At 68.4% G+C, this 16,906-nt stretch carries 18 protein-coding genes; 6 read left to right on the forward strand and 12 right to left on the reverse strand.

The annotated features are described in order from the left end of the window. Positions 1 to 16: 16 nt before the first annotated feature. Together ACNJ7E_RS21790 and ACNJ7E_RS21795 are read right to left on the reverse strand one after the other, a co-directional pair. Entirely contained in the window at positions 17 to 1,438 is a 1,422-nt protein-coding gene (locus tag ACNJ7E_RS21790; RefSeq protein WP_280781767.1) for an APC family permease, read from the reverse strand. Positions 1,439 to 1,492: 54 nt separating this feature from the next. After that, entirely contained in the window at positions 1,493 to 2,368 is an 876-nt protein-coding gene (locus tag ACNJ7E_RS21795; RefSeq protein ID WP_418340933.1) for a helix-turn-helix transcriptional regulator, read from the reverse strand. 109 nt (positions 2,369 to 2,477) lie between these two features. Between ACNJ7E_RS21795 and ACNJ7E_RS21800 the strand changes: the two genes are divergently transcribed. Continuing rightward, positions 2,478 to 4,100, forward strand: coding sequence for an AMP-binding protein (locus ACNJ7E_RS21800; protein ID WP_280781769.1), 1,623 nt, complete (start codon positions 2,478 to 2,480; stop codon positions 4,098 to 4,100). Positions 4,101 to 4,167: 67 nt separating this feature from the next. On the opposite strand, the gene ACNJ7E_RS21805 is transcribed toward ACNJ7E_RS21800, so the two are convergent. The 4 genes from ACNJ7E_RS21805 to ACNJ7E_RS21820 are packed head-to-tail and all read right to left on the reverse strand — an operon-like array spanning position 4,168 to position 8,039. After that, the gene (locus tag ACNJ7E_RS21805; protein WP_418340934.1) at positions 4,168 to 4,953 is read right to left on the reverse strand and encodes an ABC transporter permease; all 786 of its coding nucleotides are present in this window, start codon (positions 4,951 to 4,953) and stop codon (positions 4,168 to 4,170) included. Then, the gene (locus ACNJ7E_RS21810; protein WP_418340935.1) at positions 4,928 to 5,833 is read right to left on the reverse strand and encodes a 2-aminoethylphosphonate ABC transporter permease subunit; all 906 of its coding nucleotides are present in this window, start codon (positions 5,831 to 5,833) and stop codon (positions 4,928 to 4,930) included. The genes ACNJ7E_RS21805 and ACNJ7E_RS21810 overlap by 26 nt, the downstream gene beginning before the upstream one ends. After that, positions 5,830 to 6,999: an ABC transporter ATP-binding protein gene (locus ACNJ7E_RS21815; RefSeq protein ID WP_418340936.1), complete on the reverse strand. Its 1,170-nt coding sequence runs from the start codon at positions 6,997 to 6,999 to the stop codon at positions 5,830 to 5,832. Before ACNJ7E_RS21815 ends, ACNJ7E_RS21810 begins: the two co-directional genes overlap by 4 nt. 2 nt (positions 7,000 to 7,001) lie before the next feature. Next, positions 7,002 to 8,039 (reverse strand): 2-aminoethylphosphonate ABC transporter substrate-binding protein, encoded by a 1,038-nt coding sequence (locus ACNJ7E_RS21820; RefSeq protein ID WP_418340937.1) that lies wholly within the window; start codon positions 8,037 to 8,039, stop codon positions 7,002 to 7,004. 128 nt (positions 8,040 to 8,167) lie between these two features. On the opposite strand from ACNJ7E_RS21820, the gene ACNJ7E_RS21825 reads away from it, so the two are divergent. The 4 genes from ACNJ7E_RS21825 (at position 8,168) to ACNJ7E_RS21840 (ending at position 11,507) form a co-directional block, all read left to right on the forward strand. Further along, the gene (locus ACNJ7E_RS21825; RefSeq protein ID WP_418340938.1) at positions 8,168 to 8,302 is read left to right on the forward strand and encodes a hypothetical protein; all 135 of its coding nucleotides are present in this window, start codon (positions 8,168 to 8,170) and stop codon (positions 8,300 to 8,302) included. A gap of 43 nt (positions 8,303 to 8,345) precedes the next feature. Continuing rightward, positions 8,346 to 9,053, forward strand: coding sequence for a GntR family transcriptional regulator (locus ACNJ7E_RS21830; protein ID WP_105419360.1), 708 nt, complete (start codon positions 8,346 to 8,348; stop codon positions 9,051 to 9,053). A 61-nt stretch (positions 9,054 to 9,114) separates the two neighbouring features. After that, a complete protein-coding gene (gene map, locus ACNJ7E_RS21835; protein WP_005259297.1) occupies positions 9,115 to 9,972 on the forward strand; it encodes a type I methionyl aminopeptidase in 858 nt (285 codons plus the stop codon). Beyond that, positions 9,969 to 11,507 carry a cobyric acid synthase gene (locus ACNJ7E_RS21840; protein WP_418340939.1) on the forward strand — a complete coding sequence of 513 codons (1,539 nt, stop codon included), beginning with the start codon at positions 9,969 to 9,971 and terminating at the stop codon, positions 11,505 to 11,507. Before map ends, ACNJ7E_RS21840 begins: the two co-directional genes overlap by 4 nt. Here ACNJ7E_RS21840 and ACNJ7E_RS21845 read toward each other — a convergent pair. Genes ACNJ7E_RS21845 through ACNJ7E_RS21855 form a run of 3 tightly spaced genes read right to left on the reverse strand, consistent with a single transcriptional unit; the run spans position 11,504 to position 13,463 of the window. Next, positions 11,504 to 12,202 carry an ABC transporter permease gene (locus ACNJ7E_RS21845; protein WP_280784614.1) on the reverse strand — a complete coding sequence of 233 codons (699 nt, stop codon included), beginning with the start codon at positions 12,200 to 12,202 and terminating at the stop codon, positions 11,504 to 11,506. The genes ACNJ7E_RS21840 and ACNJ7E_RS21845 overlap by 4 nt on opposite strands. After that, positions 12,199 to 13,104 carry an ABC transporter ATP-binding protein gene (locus ACNJ7E_RS21850; RefSeq protein WP_280784615.1) on the reverse strand — a complete coding sequence of 302 codons (906 nt, stop codon included), beginning with the start codon at positions 13,102 to 13,104 and terminating at the stop codon, positions 12,199 to 12,201. The genes ACNJ7E_RS21845 and ACNJ7E_RS21850 overlap by 4 nt, the downstream gene beginning before the upstream one ends. Then, on the reverse strand, positions 13,101 to 13,463 hold the full coding sequence (locus tag ACNJ7E_RS21855; protein ID WP_005259287.1) for a GntR family transcriptional regulator: 363 nt from the start codon (positions 13,461 to 13,463) through the stop codon (positions 13,101 to 13,103). Before ACNJ7E_RS21855 ends, ACNJ7E_RS21850 begins: the two co-directional genes overlap by 4 nt. A 103-nt stretch (positions 13,464 to 13,566) precedes the next feature. On the opposite strand from ACNJ7E_RS21855, the gene ACNJ7E_RS21860 reads away from it, so the two are divergent. Then, entirely contained in the window at positions 13,567 to 14,133 is a 567-nt protein-coding gene (locus tag ACNJ7E_RS21860) for an alpha/beta fold hydrolase (RefSeq protein WP_011598449.1), read from the forward strand. A 30-nt stretch (positions 14,134 to 14,163) separates the two neighbouring features. Here the strand turns inward: ACNJ7E_RS21860 and ACNJ7E_RS21865 are convergent, their stop codons facing one another. The 3 genes from ACNJ7E_RS21865 to ACNJ7E_RS21875 are packed head-to-tail and all read right to left on the reverse strand — an operon-like array spanning position 14,164 to position 16,882. After that, positions 14,164 to 14,493 (reverse strand): YnfA family protein, encoded by a 330-nt coding sequence (locus ACNJ7E_RS21865; protein ID WP_280784616.1) that lies wholly within the window; start codon positions 14,491 to 14,493, stop codon positions 14,164 to 14,166. After that, positions 14,490 to 15,875, reverse strand: a complete 1,386-nt coding sequence (mtr, locus tag ACNJ7E_RS21870; RefSeq protein ID WP_283334771.1) for a mycothione reductase — start codon at positions 15,873 to 15,875, stop codon at positions 14,490 to 14,492. The genes ACNJ7E_RS21865 and mtr overlap by 4 nt, the downstream gene beginning before the upstream one ends. Continuing rightward, entirely contained in the window at positions 15,872 to 16,882 is a 1,011-nt protein-coding gene (locus ACNJ7E_RS21875) for an alpha/beta hydrolase (protein ID WP_283334770.1), read from the reverse strand. The genes mtr and ACNJ7E_RS21875 overlap by 4 nt, the downstream gene beginning before the upstream one ends. Between the last annotated feature and the right edge of the window lie 24 nt (positions 16,883 to 16,906).

Raw genomic sequence — 16,906 nt, forward strand, 5'->3', positions numbered from 1 at the left:
GCGGCGACCGGGCGGGTCACTCGTGCTCGGCGAGTTTCTCGGGGTCGATCTGGGGCCCGCTCTTGCCGAGCCTCTTGTTCACGAGGACGGTCCCGGCCCACAGCACGACACCGATTCCGAGGAGAACGCCCGCGATCTGGTACTGCACCGCGGGACGGTCGGCGAAAGGAGTGACCAGGAAGCCACACGTGAGGGCGCCGATGATCGGAAAGATGGTCGGCACCCGGAAATGCTTGTGCTCCACCGGCTGCTTGCGCAAGACGAGCACGGTGATGTTGACGATGGTGAACACGCCCAGCAGCAGCAGCGCGGTGGTGCCGCCGAGTTCGGGGACCTCACCGACGAACGTGATGAGGCCGAAGGCGAGGATCGTGGTGAAGACGATGGCAACGTACGGCGTGCGCCGCGTGGCGTGAACCTTGCCGAGCGGGGGAGGCAGGACGCCCTCGCGGCTCATGCCGTACAGCAGCCGGCTCGCCATCAGCATGTTGATCAGCGCCGTGTTGGCGACGGCGAACATGGTGATGAATGCGAAGATCCCGATCGGGAACCCGGGCGCCCCGGCCTGAACGACCTTCAGCAGCGGGGTGTCACCCTCGCCGAGTTCGCTCACGGGTACGAGGGCGATCGCGGTGATCGACACGAACACGTAGATGCAGCCGGTGATGATCAGGCCGGTCAGCAGGACCTTGGGGAAGATGCGGCTCGGTTCCTTGCATTCCTCGGCCATGTTGACCGAGTCCTCGAACCCGACCATCGCGAAGAAGGCGAGGGCGGTGCCCGCGACGACCGCGCCGAGTGCGGATCGGTCGCCGGTGTCGAACGTGGCGACCCGGGAGAAGTCGCCGTCTCCGACGCCGAGGGCCCACAGCCCGATCATGATGATGATCAGGAGACCGGACAGCTCGACGCAGGTGAGGACGACGTTGGTCTTGACGCTCTCGCTGACTCCGCGGAAGTTGACGAGACCCACCAGCGTCATGAAGCCGAGACCGAGCAGGGTGATGCCGATCCCGGTGGAGAAGTCGAGGTCGAACGCCTCGACGAAATTGGCGGCGAACGCCCGCGACGCCGTCGACGCGGACGTGATTCCCGAGCACATCACCGCGAACGCGACCATGTACGTGAGGAAGTGCACCCCGAACGCCTTGTGCGTGTACAGGGCGGCGCCTGCGGCCTTCGGGAACTTGGTGACCAGCTCCAGATAACTGAATGCGGTGATGATCGCGACGACGAATGCCACCAGGAACGGCAGCCATACCGCGCCCCCGACCTGATTGGCCACCTTTCCGGTGAGCGCGTAGATGCCGGTGCCGAGGATGTCTCCGACGATGAACAGCAGGAGCAGCCCCGGGCCCATCACCCGCTTGAGGCTGGGCTGTTCGGGCGAATTCGAATCCGGTGCGTTCGAACTCGTGGCGTCCGCTGTCGATCCCATGATCCACCGCCTTTCGCTACCGCCTGCGTCCCTCGTTCGAGGAGACTGTGTTCGCTAGGGGAGCAGCCCGAGCCTGCGCGCGGTGACCACCGCCTCGTGCCGCGACCGTGCGTCGAGCTTGCTCATGGCACTGCGCAGGTAACTCTTCACCGTCTCGGGGCCCACCGAGAGGCGCTGTGCTGCTTCACTGTTGGTGCATCCCAGGGCCACGTGAGACAGGACGTCGATCTCGCGTGGGGTGAGGCGGACGCCGGGGTCCTCGTCCGCGCTGTCGGCGTCCGGCCGCAGAATGCCCGCCAGTCGCTGCGACAGCCCGCGGAGACGGGCCTGCAACGACGTGTCGGCGACGGTCTGTGCGACACTCCGCAGCTCCGCGTGGATGTTGCGGAGTTCCTCGGTGGTGGCGCCGCCGGCGCCGCTGACGTCGAGCGTCTTCATCATCTCGAGGCGGCGATCGACCTCGTCCCGGATGGCGATCTCGGTGCCGAGGCGCCGGGACGCCGCGACGACGATGTCGGCGGTGCGGTCGCCGATCGGTGCGCAGTCGCGGATGGCGGCGTAGAGCACCGCGCGCGAACTGCCCCGCACCATGACCGGCACCGCGAGGATGGACCGGAGTCCCTCACTGAGGACGGGCCGGTCGTAGTGGTGGGTAATGGTCGAGGAGCGGCCGTAGTCGTTGACCGCCACCGGTGTGCGCTGGGCGACGACGCGGCCACCGAGACCGGAACGCGAGGGGATTGCGAGGCCCTTGAGGTTGTTGGTGCGGGTGCCGACGAACTCGCTGAGGTGCAGTGTGCCGTCCTGGACCTCGCCGCCGAACAGGACCGGCGCGACACCGTGAGCTGCGATGGAGCGCAGCTCACCCCGAAGTGCGTCCCCGTCCCGAGGGCGCAGCAGCGACGGTGCACGAGCAACCAAGTCGGTCACCCCTTTCCGGGGGTAGTCACAGCGGTCTGTGAGCTAGATCATAACCGTAGTGAGTTCGGGCGACGGCCCGATCATCTGTCACGGGCCATGAGAGCACAAGGAGTACCGCATGACCACCGATCCCACCGCACGCGTGCGTGAGCTGCTGGACCAGTACGACACGCCGACGGCGTCCGCCGCGGAACTGCTGTGTGATCGACACCCCGCCGACGACGTGGCATTCACCGTCGTCGAATCGGATCTGTCGTCGACGGACCTCACCTACGGCTACCTGCGCGAGCAGTCCACGCGATTCGCCGCCGCACTCGCGGACCTCGGCGTCGAGCCGGGTGACCACGTCGCGACGCTGATGGGCAAGTCGGCCGAACTGGTCGTCGCGCTGCTCGGCATCTGGCGCCGGGGTGCCGTCCACGTTCCCCTGTTCACCGCGTTCGCGCCGCCCGCGATCGCGTTCCGGCTGGGCGCGAGCGGGGCGAAGGTCGTGGTCTCCGACGCCAACCAGCTCGACAAGCTGACTCCAGGGGAGGACATCCCCGCGGACGCGTCCTGGCAGGTCGTCGTCGTGGGCGGGGCCGGCGCCGATGCGCTCGACTTCGCGACGCTCGTGGAGTCGCACGACGCCGCGGATGCGAAGGGTGCGGCCGTCACGGTCGGCGGCGACGGACCCCTCGTCCAGTTGTTCACCAGCGGCACGACCGGCACACCGAAGGGGGTGCCGGTGCGGCTGCGGGCCCTCGCGTCGTTCCACGCCTACCAGGAGTTCGGCCTCGACGTCCGCAAGGACGACGTGTTCTGGAACGCCGCCGACCCCGGCTGGGCGTACGGCCTGTACTACGCCCTGCTCGGGCCCCTCGCCGCGGGCATCCGCAGCATCCTGCTGCACGCCGGGTTCTCCGCGCCCCTCACCTGGCAGGTGATGGAGCGCTTCGGCGTCACCAACTTCGCCGCCGCGCCCACGGTCTACCGCAGCCTGCGGGCCGACCCCACGCCGATCCCCGAGACGGTGACACTGCGGCGCGCGTCGTCGGCGGGTGAACCGCTCACCCCCGACGTGATCTCGTGGGCCGAGGCCAACCTGAACGTGTTCGTGCGCGACCACTACGGCCAGACCGAGCACGGCATGTTCATCGCCAACTCCTGGGCCGACGGACTGCGGGACGAGGTGCGCGACGGGTCCATGGGCAAACCGCTGCCGGGGTGGGCGTGCGCCGTCCTCGAGGACGACTCCGACGCGATCGCGCCGCCGCGCACCCCGGGTCGGGTCGCGATCGACACACTGGGCAGCCCACTGATGTGGTTCACCGGCTACGTCGACGCCCCGGAGAAGACCGCGCAGCGGTTCACCGCCGACGGTCGCTGGTATCTCACCGGCGACGCCGGGCAGACCGACGAGGACGGCTTCTTCTTCTTCTCCGCCCGCGACGACGACGTGATCATCATGGCCGGCTACCGGATCGGGCCCTTCGACGTCGAGAGTGTGCTCGTGATGCACGACGAGGTCGTCGAGGCTGCGGTCGTCGGGATGCCCGACGAGTTGCGCGGTGAGGTGCTCGAGGCGTTCGTGGTCCTGCGCGAAGGCGTCGACGGGACCGACGAACTGGAGGTCGAACTGCAGACGCTGGTGAAGAAGAAGTTCGCGGCGCACGCCTACCCGCGCACCGTGCACTTCGTCCCCAACCTGCCCAAGACTCCCAGCGGCAAGGTGCAGCGGTACCTGCTCCGCCAGAAGTAGGCGGCTCCGCCGCCCGTGCGCCTTTCTGGTAGCNTAGCTCCAGCTACCAGAAAGGCGCACGGGTGCGTCAGCGCCCGCGGATGCGGCCGACGACCAGCAACGCGAGGAGGGTGACCGCGAGCAGCAGCGTGGTGTCGGCTGCGGCGAGGAAGACCTGACCGCGATCGGTGAGCCCGAAGATGCTCACCGGCAACGTCTTCCAGGTCGCCGGATACACCATCACGGTGGCGCCCAGTTCGCCCATCGACAGCGCGATCGACAGGCCCGCGGCGGCGCCGAGCGCAGGCAGCAGGAGCGGCAGCGTGATCCGCAGCAGGATCCGGGTGGGACCGGCGCCGAGGGATTCGGCGGCCTGCCGGTAGGCGGGATCGAGGCGGTCCAGAGCCGCCGAGACGGTGCTGAACGTGAACGCCAGCACGAGGATCGTGTGCGCCAGGATGACGATCCACTTCGTTCCGCCGAGCAGGAGCGGCCGTGAGTTGAACGCGATCAGCAGACCCAGTCCGATCGCCACGGACGGGATCGCGATCGGCAGGTGGAAGACGGCGTCGGTGATGCGGCGCAACCACGTCGGCGCCTCACGCGCTGCCAGTGCCGCCCACGTCCCGACCACCAGTGCCAGTGCGCCTGCGATGAGCGCCGTCTGCAGGCTGACGGTGAGACTGGCGAGGTTCTCGTCGGACAGTGCCGTCGCAAAGTTCCGGCCGCCGAGGTCCGACGGCAGTGGGCCCGTCCAGGACCCGGCCAGCGCGGCCGCGATCACGGTGGCGATGGGTGCCACGAACACGACGGTCACGACGACCGCGAACACGGCCAGGATCAGGGCTCTAGACCTTCTCGTCCACAGCAGCACGGCTGCCTCCCGTCAGCGTGGCGAACACGAATCGGTATGTGCAGTACAGGGTCAGCGACAGCGCCACCTGGACGGTGGCGATCACTGCGGCGCCCGGCAGGTCGAACGTGACGATGCCGCGCGTGTAGATCAGGGCGGGCAGCGTCACCACGTCCTTGGCGCCCGTGAACAGGACGATGCCGAACTCGTTGAGGGTGAGCAGCAGCACCAGCGATCCACCCGCCAGCAGTGCGGGCCACGCCTCGGGCATCACCACGGTCCGGAGCACCCGCAGCGGCGACGCCCCGAGACTGGCGGCGACGTCGAGTTGTTCGCGGGGGATCTGGGTGAACGCGGCGAGCAGGGGGCGGACGACGAACGGCGTGAAGAACGTGACCTCCGCGGCGATCACCCCGAGTGGGGTGCCGAGGAAGTTCAGCGGTCCGTCGGCGTCGCCGGTGATCCGCGCGATCAGCGCGTTCACTGCTCCGGCGGTGCCGTAGAGGAACGTGAACGCCAGCGTGATCAGGAACGACGGCAGTGACAGCACCGCGTCGATCAGCCGTCCCACGACCTTCGATCCCGTGAACGGGACGAACGCCAGGACGAGCGCGAGGAATGTGCCGAGGATCAGGCAGCCGAGGGTGGAGAGGGCGGCGATCTGCACCGTCCGCCACAGGGCTGTGCGGAACAGTTCCGAGCCGAGCACCCTGGACCAGTTGTCCAGACCGGAACCGGTCTCGGAGTCGAGGGATTCGGTGAGCACCCGCGCCATCGGGTAGACGGCGAATCCGAGTACGAGCAGCAGGGGTGGGAGCGTCCACGCGATGCCTCGCCACCGGAACGGCTCGCGGGAGAGCGGTGCCGTCGCGGCGGGCGGACGCTCGAGGGTCGCGGTCATGTCGCCGGTACCAGGACGCTGCCGTCGGACGGGAACTGCACGCCGACGACGGTGCCCGGACCACGCTGGTCGTGACCGGACACGTCCGCGTCCACCTGCACTCCCTCGAAATCGTCGACGGCGAGCGTGATCCGCGTGGTCGATCCCCGCCACACCGTCGAGACGATCCGCGCCGCGAACGAACCCCGCGCGCCGGGCGCCGTCAGCGTCACCGCGTGCGGGCGGACACACAGGAATGCGGGCAGGTCCGACTCCCACTCCACGTGCCCGATGTCGGGTTGCGGCGCGGTTGCAGTGAGGGGAACGCCGCCGATCGACACGAGCGCCGACGTCCCGATCACCCGGGTGACGGTGCACGGCAGCAGGTTGGCGCCGCCGAGGAATTCCGCGGTGAAACTGCTCGGCGGCCGCTTCCAGAGGTTCTCGGCGGTGTCGATGTCGGCGAGCCGGGAGTTCCGCATGACGGCGATCCGGTCGGCCAGTGCCAGCGCCTCGCTCTGATCGTGCGTGACGTAGAGCATCGCGGTGTCGGGCAGGGCCGCCCGCAGCCCCGCGAGCTCACCGAGCATGCTCTCGCGCAGTTGGGCGTCCAGCGCGGCGAGCGGTTCGTCGAGCAGCAGAACCGAGGGCCGGATCGCGAGGGCCCGCGCGATCGCGATCCGCTGCTGCTGTCCGCCCGACAGTTCGCGGGGCAGGCGCTTGCCGTAGGCGGACATGCCGACCATGTCGAGTGCCTCGGCCACCCGCGCGCCGATCTGCGCGCGCGGCACCCGTTGGGAGCGGAGGCCGAACGCGACGTTGTCGGCCACCCGCATGTGCGGAAACAGCGCGTAGGACTGCACGACGACGCCGATTCCCCGTTTCGCGGGTGGTAGGTCGGTGACGTCGCGGGATCCGAGCCGCACGGAACCCGAAGTGGGGCGGACGAATCCCGCGAGTGCCTTCAGTGCGGTCGACTTTCCGGATCCGCTCGGGCCGAGCAGGGCCACCGTCTCACCGCGGCCGACGCGCAGGTTGAAGTCGATCAGGGCGTGAGTCACGCCCTTGCCGCGGCCGTAGCCGACGGTGACGCGGTCGAACGTGATGGCCGGCGCGGAGAAGTCGGTGGCTCCGCGGACCGCAGTGGTGTGCGACGGCTGTGCCCGCCTGGCTGGAGTTCCCGACACGATCAGCTCCCGGTGGCCTTCTGGTACGCCGCGATGTCCGAATCGAGTTCGGTGAGTACGTCGTTCCAGTTCGGCGACCACACCTGCACCCCCTGCAGTGCTCGCGCCGGGGCGCTCTCGCCCGCGGTGGCGCGCACGTCTTCGCGGACCGACATGCCGAGCGCGTCGTCGGCGACCGTCTTCTGCGACTCCTCGGACAGCAGGAACTCCATCAATTGCCCGCCTTGCTCGCTGCGGGGCGCGCCCTTCGTCAGACCCATCACGTACGGCAGGGCGACGGTGGTGCGGGTGCCGTCGGCGGCGGCGGGGAAGAAGAGGTCGAATGTCGAACCGTCCTCGGCGACGGACGTGAGGTTCATCTGGACGTCACCGTTGGCGACGAGCAGTTCGCCGTTGCTGACCTTCGGCTGCAGCTTGCCGGTCGAGGACGACGGTCCCACGTTGTTGACCTGCAGCTTGGTGAGATAGTCGAGTGCGCCGTCCTTGCCCCTCAGGTGCTGCAGGAGCAGCAGCACCGCGGTGCCGTCGCCGGCCTGGCCGGGGGTCGAGTACTGGATCTTGCCCTTGAACTGGTCGGACAGCAGGTCGTCCCAGGTCCGGGGAGCAGGCGAGGCCGCCGGGTTGGCGATGAAGGACAGGTAGTTCTCGACGACGGGAACGAAGTGACCGGCCGCGTCCTTCTCCGCCGCGGGAACCGCGGAGGCGTCGACACCGCTCGGAACGAGCAGTCCCTGGGAGTCGGCCTTCTGGATGAACGGCGGCAGCGTGACGACGACGTCGGCCTGCGGGTTCGACTGTTCCTTCTCGAGGCGAGAGACGACTTCGCCGGATCCGGCCTCGACGAGGTTGACCGCGATCCCGGTCTGTGCGGTGAAGGCGTCGAAACGCGATTTGTACCAACCGGAGAGCCCGTCGGCGCTGTAGACGGTGACGGTGTCGGTGCCCGAACCGGCGGCGGTGCCGGTTCCGCCGCAGGCGGTTCCGAGGGTGAGGACGGTCGCGGCCAGGGCGGCAGCGGCGATCCGGGGGCGAAGACGCATGACGGGTTCCTAACGATGAGGGGGATTGCGAAACGGAGCTTGCCGTTTGGTCTAGACCAGTGGGCCACTGCGAGAAGAACGGCAGGTGAACAATTGGTATAGACCATTTTTCGGGTACGCTCGGCCGCATGAACGACGACAGCGGCGCGTCCGGGGAGTCCGCGTTGATCGACACTGCGGTGGCGCTGCGGTCGCTGTGCTGCGTCTACGACGGCGAGGGGTGCGACTGGCTCACACCGCAATTCAGAGGGTCGACGACGTGATTGCCGTCGCGCGCAGAGTGCGAGACACGGTGATACCCACACCATGACGGAAACGCGGAACGTCCCCAAGTACTACCGGGTCCGCACCGAACTCGAGTCGATCCTCGCCGAACTCGAGGTGGGGGACGCGGTCCCTGCGGAGCGGGAACTGGCCCTGCGGTTCACGGTGTCCCGCGAGACGGTGCGGCAGGCCATCCACGAACTGCTGGTCGAGGGTCGCGTCGAACGTCGTGGCCGCGGCACCGTCGTCGCCAGCCCGAAGCTCGTGCAGCCGCTGTCGTTGCGGTCCTACACCGAGGGGGCGCTCAGTCAGGGCCGGGTACCCGGGCGCGAACTGGTGACGTTCGAGGAACTCGGTGCCGACGCGGACCTCGCCGAGGCGCTCGGTCTCGCGTTCGGGGCGCCGGTGATCCACCTCGAACGCGTCCTGCTCGCGGACGACGAGAAGATCGGGCTCGAAAGCACCCATCTGCCCGCCGAACGGTTCGGGGAGATGGCGCGCAGGTTCGACCCGGGCACCTCGCTGTACGCGGCGATCCGCGAGACCGGCGTGGTGTTCGCGTCGGCGACCGAGCGGATCGAGACGGTGCTGGCCTCCCCGCGGGAGGCCGCGCTGCTCGACTCGACCACCGCGATGCCGATGCTGCGGCTCCATCGTGTCTCGCTCGACACCGACGGCGTCCCGATCGAACGGGTGCGTTCCCTCTACCGCGGCGACCGGATCGCCTTCCTCACCACACTGCGGGAGTGATGTCGACGCGCACGACGGGTCCGGGGGCGTCCGGGTCGTGCACGGGGCTAACCTGGTACCCATGTCTGTCCGCACAGCACTGAGCCCCGGAACCGTGTCGCCCGTCCTCGCCGTACCGGCGGGGATCGAGCGTCCCGAGTACGCGTGGAAGCCCACGGCGAAGGAAGGCAACGAGCCGTGGGTGCAGACCCCGGAGACCATCGAGGCCATGCGGGTGGCGAGCAAGATCGCGGCGCAGGCCCTGCAGGAGGCCGGTAAGGCGGTGGCGCCGGGTGTCACCACCGACGAGCTCGACCGCATCGCGCACGAGTACATGATCGATCACGGCGCCTACCCGTCGACGCTCGGATACAAGAGTTTCCCCAAGTCGTGCTGCACGTCGCTGAACGAGGTGATCTGCCACGGCATCCCCGACTCGACGGTGATCCAGGACGGCGACATCGTCAACATCGACGTCACCGCGTACATCGGCGGCGTGCACGGGGACACCAACGCCACGTTCCTCGCCGGGGACGTCGCCGAGGAGAACCGGTTGCTGGTGGAGCGGACCCACGAGGCGACGATGCGCGCCATCAAAGCCGTCAAGCCGGGCCGTGCACTCAACGTCATCGGCCGCGTCATCGAGTCGTACGCGCACCGCTTCGGCTACGGCGTGGTCCGCGACTTCACCGGACACGGCATCGGCACCACCTTCCACAACGGCCTCGTCATCCTCCACTACGACGAGCCCTCCGTGGACACGGTCATCGAACCCGGCATGGTGTTCACGATCGAACCGATGATCAACCTCGGCGACATCGGCTGGGAGATCTGGGACGACGACTGGACCGTCGTCACCAAGGATCGCAAGTGGACGGCTCAGTTCGAGCACACCATCGTGGTCACCGAGACCGGCAACGAGATCCTCACCCTGCCTTGAGTGAGAGCCGGTGGAAGGGCGCCCTGCTCGTCGCCGGCACCACGTCCGACGCGGGCAAGAGTGTGCTCGTCGCGGGACTGTGCCGGATGCTCGCGCGGCGAGGTGTCCGGGTGGCGCCGTTCAAGGCGCAGAACATGTCGAACAACTCCGTCGTCACGTTGGACGGCGGCGAGATCGGCCGGGCTCAGGCGCTGCAGGCCGCGGCCTGCGGACTCGAGCCGAGTGTCCGCTTCAACCCTGTACTGCTGAAACCGGGGAGCGACCGCACGTCGCAATTGGTGGTGCGCGGCCGCGCGGTCACGTCCGTCGGAGCCCGCGACTACATCGAGCACCGGCAGCACCTGCGTGCGGTGGTCGCCGAGGAACTGGCGTCGCTGCGCGCCGACTACGACGTCGTGATCTGTGAGGGAGCGGGCTCACCCGCCGAGATCAACCTGCGAGCCACCGACCTCGCCAACATGGGGCTCGCCCGGGCCGCGGGCCTGCCGGTGATCGTTGTCGGCGACATCGACCGCGGTGGAGTGCTCGCCCACCTGTTCGGCACCGTGGCGGTCCTCGAACCGGACGACCAGGCGTTGATCGCGGGATTCGTGATCAACAAGTTCCGCGGCGACGTGTCGTTGCTGGGGCCGGGCCTCGAGCAGTTGACGGCCGTGACGGGACGCCCGACGCTCGGGGTGATTCCCTTCGCCGAGGACCTGTGGCTCGACGCGGAGGATTCGCTCGGTGTGGTGGGGGACGCCCCGGTCGGACGTCCGGCGCCACCGATCGGCGACGACTGGCTGCGGGTGGCCGCGATCCGCATGCCCCGCATCTCCAATTCGACGGACGTCGAGGCGCTCGCGTGCGAACCCGGGGTGTCGGTGCGCTGGGTCACCGATCCGTCGCGGCTGGAGGACGCCGACCTGATCGTCCTGCCCGGCAGCAAGTCGACCGTGTCGGATCTGGAGTGGTTGCGCCGCAACGGCATCGCGGATGCGATCGCCGCGCACGCGAAACGCGGCGGTCCGGTGCTCGGCGTGTGTGGCGGCTACCAGATGCTCGGGTCCGTGATCGTCGACGACGTCGAATCCGGCCGGGGTGCGGTGCCCGGTCTCGGACTGCTCGACCTCGAGGTGGAGTTCGCCCCGGACAAGGTGCTCGCGCAGGTGCGCGGCAACGCCCACGGAGTTCCGGTGTCCGGGTACGAGATCCATCACGGCCGGGTGCGGCGCAACGGCGACGAGCCCCTGCTCCACGCGAGCAGTGGCGCCGCGGAAGGCAGTATCCGCGGCGCCGTGTACGGCACGCACTGGCACGGACTGCTGGAGACCGACCGTTTCCGCCGGCTCCTGCTGGACGACGTGGCCGAACACGCGGGGAGAACCGGTTTCGTCACCGCACCCGACACGGATGTCGCCGCGATCCGGACCGCTCAACTCGATCTGCTGGCGGATCTGGTGGAGAAGAACCTCGATCTCCGTGCCCTGGAGGACCTCCTCGGCGCAGGTGCCCCGGAAGGCCTCCCGGCCATCGCGTCGACCCTGGTGCGTTAGGCCGTCGCGCGGCGGACGAGCGCCCACGCCGCGACGATCCCCGCGGCCGCGGCCAGTGCCGGCAGCCACACCATCGGCACCGACCGGGGCGCGTCGGCGAACCAGTGGCCGATGTCCGGCCACCACTTCTGCCACGTGATCACGAACGCGGCGGCGCCTGCGGCGAGGAGAGTGCCGACGCCGAGCGTGAAGAGCCCCACCACCCGCCACCGGTGATGCAGTGCGCCCAGGAACATTCCGGCCGCCGCGGTCAGTGACAGGAAGGCGAAGTAGGCGGCCAGTTGTATGACCGGGTCGGACGTGAAGTAGTTGGGTATCGCGAACATCCGCATCCCCACACCCCAGCCGCCGGTGGCCTCCTCGATCAGCGACAGTCCGTAGAGCATTACCCCGAACACGAAGACCTGGACGGCGGCGACGATCAGGGTGGCCGCGAAATAGTCGCGTCGGGTGACGCTCATCCCCAGTGCGAACGGGAACGTCTGTGTCATGGCCTGCAGGTAGAACGCGAGAGCGAACCCGAACAGCGAGAAGACGCCGCCGGTGAAGTTGGTGTCGCTGCCGGTGTCGCCCACCATCGCGAAGATGGCCGCACCGATCGTGAACGACGCGACCAGCACGCCCAGTGGCCACGCGACGAGCAGGGGCCAGGCGACGGTGTGGATGCGGGAGACGGTCAGGACCCGGTTCGTCATCGTGCGTCCTCCTTGGTGGCCGTGGTGCTGCGGACCACGAGTTGCTGAAGGCTGAGCGGCTCGAAATGCAGGCCTTCGTCGACCGCCCGGTCCCGTTCGGAATCCGACAGGGTGGTCTGCACGGTTGCCCGTTCGTGATTACCCAGCGATTCACGGTGCAGGACAGTCTTGTTCGAGGTGAAGTCGGCGACGAGCGAAGCCAGGCCGGAGACGACGACGGCGCCTTCGCGCAGCGCGTCGGTGTCCTCGTCGAGGATGATCCGTCCCTTGTCGATCAGGATCACGTGTTCGATCAGGTCGCTGACCTCGTCGATGAGGTGTGTGGAGAGCACGACTGTGCGCGGGTGTTCGGCGTAGTCGGCGAGAAGCCGGTCGTAGAAGAGGTGCCGTGCCACGGCGTCGAGCCCGAGATACGGCTCGTCGAACAGGGTGAGCGGTGCGCGGGAGGCGAGACCGACCGTCACGCCGAGCGCGGACGTCATGCCCCGCGACAGCTTCTTCACCTTGCGGCACAACGGAAGGTCGAAATCCTCCAGCAGTGTCTGTGCGAACTCCTCGTTCCAGTGGGGGAGCAGGTGCCGTGCGGTCGCGAGGACGTGCCCGACCTTGAAGTCGTCCGGGTATTTCTGGCTCTCCTTGACGAAGCACACCTCGGTGAGTGCCCGGGAGTTCTCGTGCGGAGCCTGACCGAAGATCTCGACCGTGCCCGAAGTCTGGAACTCCTGGCCGGTGAGGATCTGCATGAGCGTGGTCTTGCCGGCGCCGTTGCGGCCGAGGAGGCCGTAGATCTTGTTCTCCTGCAGGGAGAAGTCGATCCCGTCGAGTGCGACGAAGTCGCCGAATCGCTTGCCGAGGCCCCGCGCCGAGGCGACCGTCTTCGTGTCGAATGCTGTGCCGATCATCGTGCTCCCTCCCGTTGGTCGAGCATGGTCTTGAGTTCGGCGATGCTGACGCCGAGTTTGTCCGCCTCGGTGACGAGCGGGTCGATGAACTGGCGCGCGAACCGCTCGCGTCGCCGGAAGCGCAGCGCGTTCCGGGCGCCGGAGGTGACGAACATTCCGATTCCCCTCTTCTTGTAGAGGATCCCGTCGGCGACGAGCTGATTCAGCCCCTTGGCTGCGGTCGCCGGGTTGATCCGGTGGAACGCGGCGAGCTCGTTGGTGGACGGCACCTGGCCTTCTTCGGGAAGGGTTCCGTCGATGATCGAGTTCTCGATGAGTTCTGCGATCTGCTGGAACAGCGGTCTGCCGTTGTCGATCATCGACGCCCGCCTCGTCGGTTGATCGGTTCATTACTCATGTAATGAACCATAGAACCAGGGAGGTCCGAGCGCAAGACGTCCCCGATCGCGTAGTTTTTAGCCCATGGAACTGACGCACGTGGCGGTGGGAAATGGAACCTGCACGGTCCGCATCGACGGACCGGAGAGCAAACACACCGTTCTCCTACTGCCGGGGGCCGGCGACGGACCGGATGTCTACGACGGCGTCTGCGAGCGCCTGCACAATTCCGATCTGCGCACGATCGTGCCCGAGGACATCACCGGTCTCGACGAGACGACGATCATGGCTCTGCTCGACGAACTGAAGGTCGGGTGGGTCAATCTCGTCGGCAGCCGCGAAGGAGCCGAACTGGCGTGGTCGCTGGCGGCTCGCCAGTTCGGACGCTTCGCCAGCCTCGTGGTGGCCGACCGGGGGCATCCGGCGGCACCCGACTCCGCCGGTGCGGTGCGCGGATCCGACTGCCCGCCGGTCGAACTCCCCACGACCGTGATGGTCGGCAGCCCCGACCGGCGTGCCGAGGCGGACGCGAGCGGCCGCTTCGTCTACTCCGACTTCCGCGTCGTTCAACTCGACGACGTCACCAACGTCCCGGCCGCGGCGGCGGCGGAGCTGGCCACCGAGATCGTCCTCCGTACCAGCCCCTGGTAGATCCCGGCCCCACGCCGAGCGCGACCGTGTTCAGCGTGGGGCGTACATGATGACGGCCATGCCCAGCAGGCAGATCAGGGCGCCCGAGACGTCCCAGCGGTCCGGGCGGAAACCGTCCGCCACCATGCCCCAGATCAGCGAGCCCGCGACGAACACCCCGCCGTACGCGGCGAGGATGCGGCCGAAGTGGGCGTCCGGCTGCATCGTCGCGACGAACCCGTACGCACCGAGCGCCGCCACACCGGCGCCGATCCAGATCCAGCCCCGGTGCGCGCGGACGCCCTGCCACACCAGCCACGCGCCGCCGATCTCGAACAGCGCCGCGACGGCGAACAGCGCGACGGACTTGGCGACCGTCACTCGGGCGGCAGCTCGAGGCCGAGGAGAGCGTTCTCGACGACCTCGGGCAGCGCCGGGTGGATCCAGTACTGTCCCCGCGCCATCTGCTGCGCCGTCAGCCCGAAGCTCATCGCCTGGATCAGCGGCTGGATCACCGTGGGTGCCTGGGCGCCGATCACGTGCGCACCGAGCAGACGCCCGGTGCCGCGTTCGGCGATGACCTTGCACAGCCCCTCGTCGTCCTCCATCGCCCACCCGTAGGCGACGTCGCCGTACGCCTGCACCTTCACCGTGATGTCCCAGCCCGCCTCCCGGGCCTCGGCCTCGGTCAGCCCGACGTGCGCGATCTGCGGGTCGGTGAACACGGCGGCGGGTACGAACCGGTGGTCCGCGGCGCGCAGACCCGACGTGTCCTTCCACGCGTCCTGCAGGAGATTGTGCTGAACCACTCGCGCCTCGTGGTTGGCGACGTGCTTGAGCTGGTACGGCGAGGAGACGTCACCGAGCGCGAAAACGCCTTCGGCACTGGTCCGTTGGTAGTCGTCGACCACGACGCGTCCCTCGTCGTCGAGGTCGATGCCACCGGCGGCGGCCCCGATGGCGTCGCCGTTCGACTGCCGCCCGGTCGCCACCAGGAGAACGTCACCCGAGACGACGGTGCCGTCCTCGAGTTCGACCGCGACGCCGTCACCGTCGCGGCGCACGGCCGCGACGGCGCTGCCGCGGTGCACGTCCCATTTCTTCTGGGCGAGATCCGTGAACCGGCGCGAGACGTCCTCGTCGAGGTGCCGCAGCAGGTGGGAGCTGCGCGCGATCAGCGACACCCGGGTGCCGAGCGCGGAGAACACGTGCGCGAACTCGGCGGCGATGTATCCCGCACCGATGATCACCATGCGCTCGGGCAGCTCCGGCAACCGCATGATGTCGTCGTTCGTGTAGTACCGCACACCGGATTCCCGGACCACGTCGGGAATGATCGGCCGGGACCCGGCCGCGATCACCACCTGGTCGGCGGTGACGACCTCCCCGGTTCCGGTGTCGAGGGTCCGTGGGCCCACGAACGTCGCGTGCCCGCGGAACAGCGTGGTGTTCGGGCTGTCCTCGGCGCGGTAGCGCTCCCCGCCTGCCGAGATCGGGTCGATTCGGCCGAAGACCCGTTTGACGATGTCCGGCCAGCGCACCCCCTCGAGCTCCGCGTCGACGCCGTACTTCGCGGAATTGCCGACCGTGCGGGCCACCTCCGCGGCGTAGACGAACATCTTCGTCGGGATGCAACCCACGTTCAGGCACGTCCCGCCGAAGATGCCCTCCTCCAGGATCGCGACCGTCTTGTCGGCGAAGCGTTCGTCGGGCAGCGAGTTTCCGGACCCCGAACCGATGATCGCCAGATCGAAATGTGTCATCGGTTGGCCTCCGCCGCGTTGTGGCCGTGCAACCAGTCGAGCCAGAGGTCCACTTCGGCGAACGCCTCCGCCCGGGGCTTGTCGGCGGACAGGAACACGTCGTGCCGGGCGCCCGCGATGGGCACGATCGTGGTGCGGTCACCGAGGCACCCCGCCCAGCGGGCGATCTGCCGGACGTCGAGGACGGCGTCGGCCGTGTCCACCCTGGGGTCGTACCGCGGCGCGAAGTACGACGCCTTGGACCGGAGGATCAGGGCCGGAACCCCGATGTCGAGACCGCGGTGCAACTGGGCGTGCCCACGGCGCACCGCACGCAACCACCCGAACGTCACCGGGAAACCGCTCAGCGGCTTCCAGTCGAGGTTGTAGTTCCAGATGCCGTTGCCCTCCACGTGCAGGCTCACGCCGTATGTGTCGAGCCCGGTCTTCGGGATGATCGACTTGCGTTTGACGCGCCCGAGCGCATCGACGGCCACCGTCCCCACGTTCCGCAGGTACGACGGACCCTGCAGGTCGAACCACGGGCTGTTGAGGATGACCCCGCTGATGCCGAGTGCCGCGGTGCCGCCCGGCTTGCGCTGCAGGCGGTGCAGCCACAGCGGCAGAACCAGACCGCCCGTCGAATGCGCGACCAGCAGGACCTCCCCGTCACCGGTCTGTTCCCGGACCTGGCGCAACGCCTCGTTCAGCTCGGCGTCGTACAGCGTCAGATCGGAGACGAAGTGCGGCGTCTGGCCGGGTTCGAGCGAGCGGCCGCACTTGCGCAGGTCGAGCGCGAAGAACGCGTAACCCTGTTCGGCGAAGTGCTCGGCCAAGTGCTTCTGGAAGAAGTAGTCGGTGAATCCGTGAACGTAGAGCACGGCGCGGCCGGTCTTCTTCGTCTCCTGCGCGGGCTGGTAGCGGATCAGTGTCGCCTTCACCTCTCCCTCGCCGTCTGGGTCGGTGCCGAGAGGAATGGTCAGCTGCTGATATCCGTCGCCGAGAACGTCGGGAGCCCATGTAGTCACAGATCACAATCTAATGTGCGATTC

Origin of the sequence: Rhodococcus mengyinensis (assembly GCF_048381435.1) — a bacterium.
GTDB lineage: Bacteria > Actinomycetota > Actinomycetes > Mycobacteriales > Mycobacteriaceae > Rhodococcus_F > Rhodococcus_F opacus_D.

Bases quoted from the DNA above. Each gene is read 5' to 3' on its own strand.
- ACNJ7E_RS21790 (WP_280781767.1), bottom strand. From the start codon at position 1,438: ATGGGATCGACAGCGGACGCCACGAGTTCGAACGCACCGGATTCGAAT.
- ACNJ7E_RS21800 (WP_280781769.1), top strand. From the start codon at position 2,478: ATGACCACCGATCCCACCGCACGCGTGCGTGAGCTGCTGGACCAGTAC.
- ACNJ7E_RS21810 (WP_418340935.1), bottom strand. From the start codon at position 5,833: ATGACCGCGACCCTCGAGCGTCCGCCCGCCGCGACGGCACCGCTCTCC.
- ACNJ7E_RS21820 (WP_418340937.1), bottom strand. From the start codon at position 8,039: ATGCGTCTTCGCCCCCGGATCGCCGCTGCCGCCCTGGCCGCGACCGTC.
- ACNJ7E_RS21825 (WP_418340938.1), top strand. From the start codon at position 8,168: ATGAACGACGACAGCGGCGCGTCCGGGGAGTCCGCGTTGATCGACACT.
- ACNJ7E_RS21830 (WP_105419360.1), top strand. From the start codon at position 8,346: ATGACGGAAACGCGGAACGTCCCCAAGTACTACCGGGTCCGCACCGAA.
- map (WP_005259297.1), top strand. From the start codon at position 9,115: ATGTCTGTCCGCACAGCACTGAGCCCCGGAACCGTGTCGCCCGTCCTC.
- ACNJ7E_RS21845 (WP_280784614.1), bottom strand. From the start codon at position 12,202: ATGACGAACCGGGTCCTGACCGTCTCCCGCATCCACACCGTCGCCTGG.
- ACNJ7E_RS21850 (WP_280784615.1), bottom strand. From the start codon at position 13,104: ATGATCGGCACAGCATTCGACACGAAGACGGTCGCCTCGGCGCGGGGC.
- ACNJ7E_RS21855 (WP_005259287.1), bottom strand. From the start codon at position 13,463: ATGATCGACAACGGCAGACCGCTGTTCCAGCAGATCGCAGAACTCATC.
- ACNJ7E_RS21860 (WP_011598449.1), top strand. From the start codon at position 13,567: ATGGAACTGACGCACGTGGCGGTGGGAAATGGAACCTGCACGGTCCGC.
- mtr (WP_283334771.1), bottom strand. From the start codon at position 15,875: ATGACACATTTCGATCTGGCGATCATCGGTTCGGGGTCCGGAAACTCG.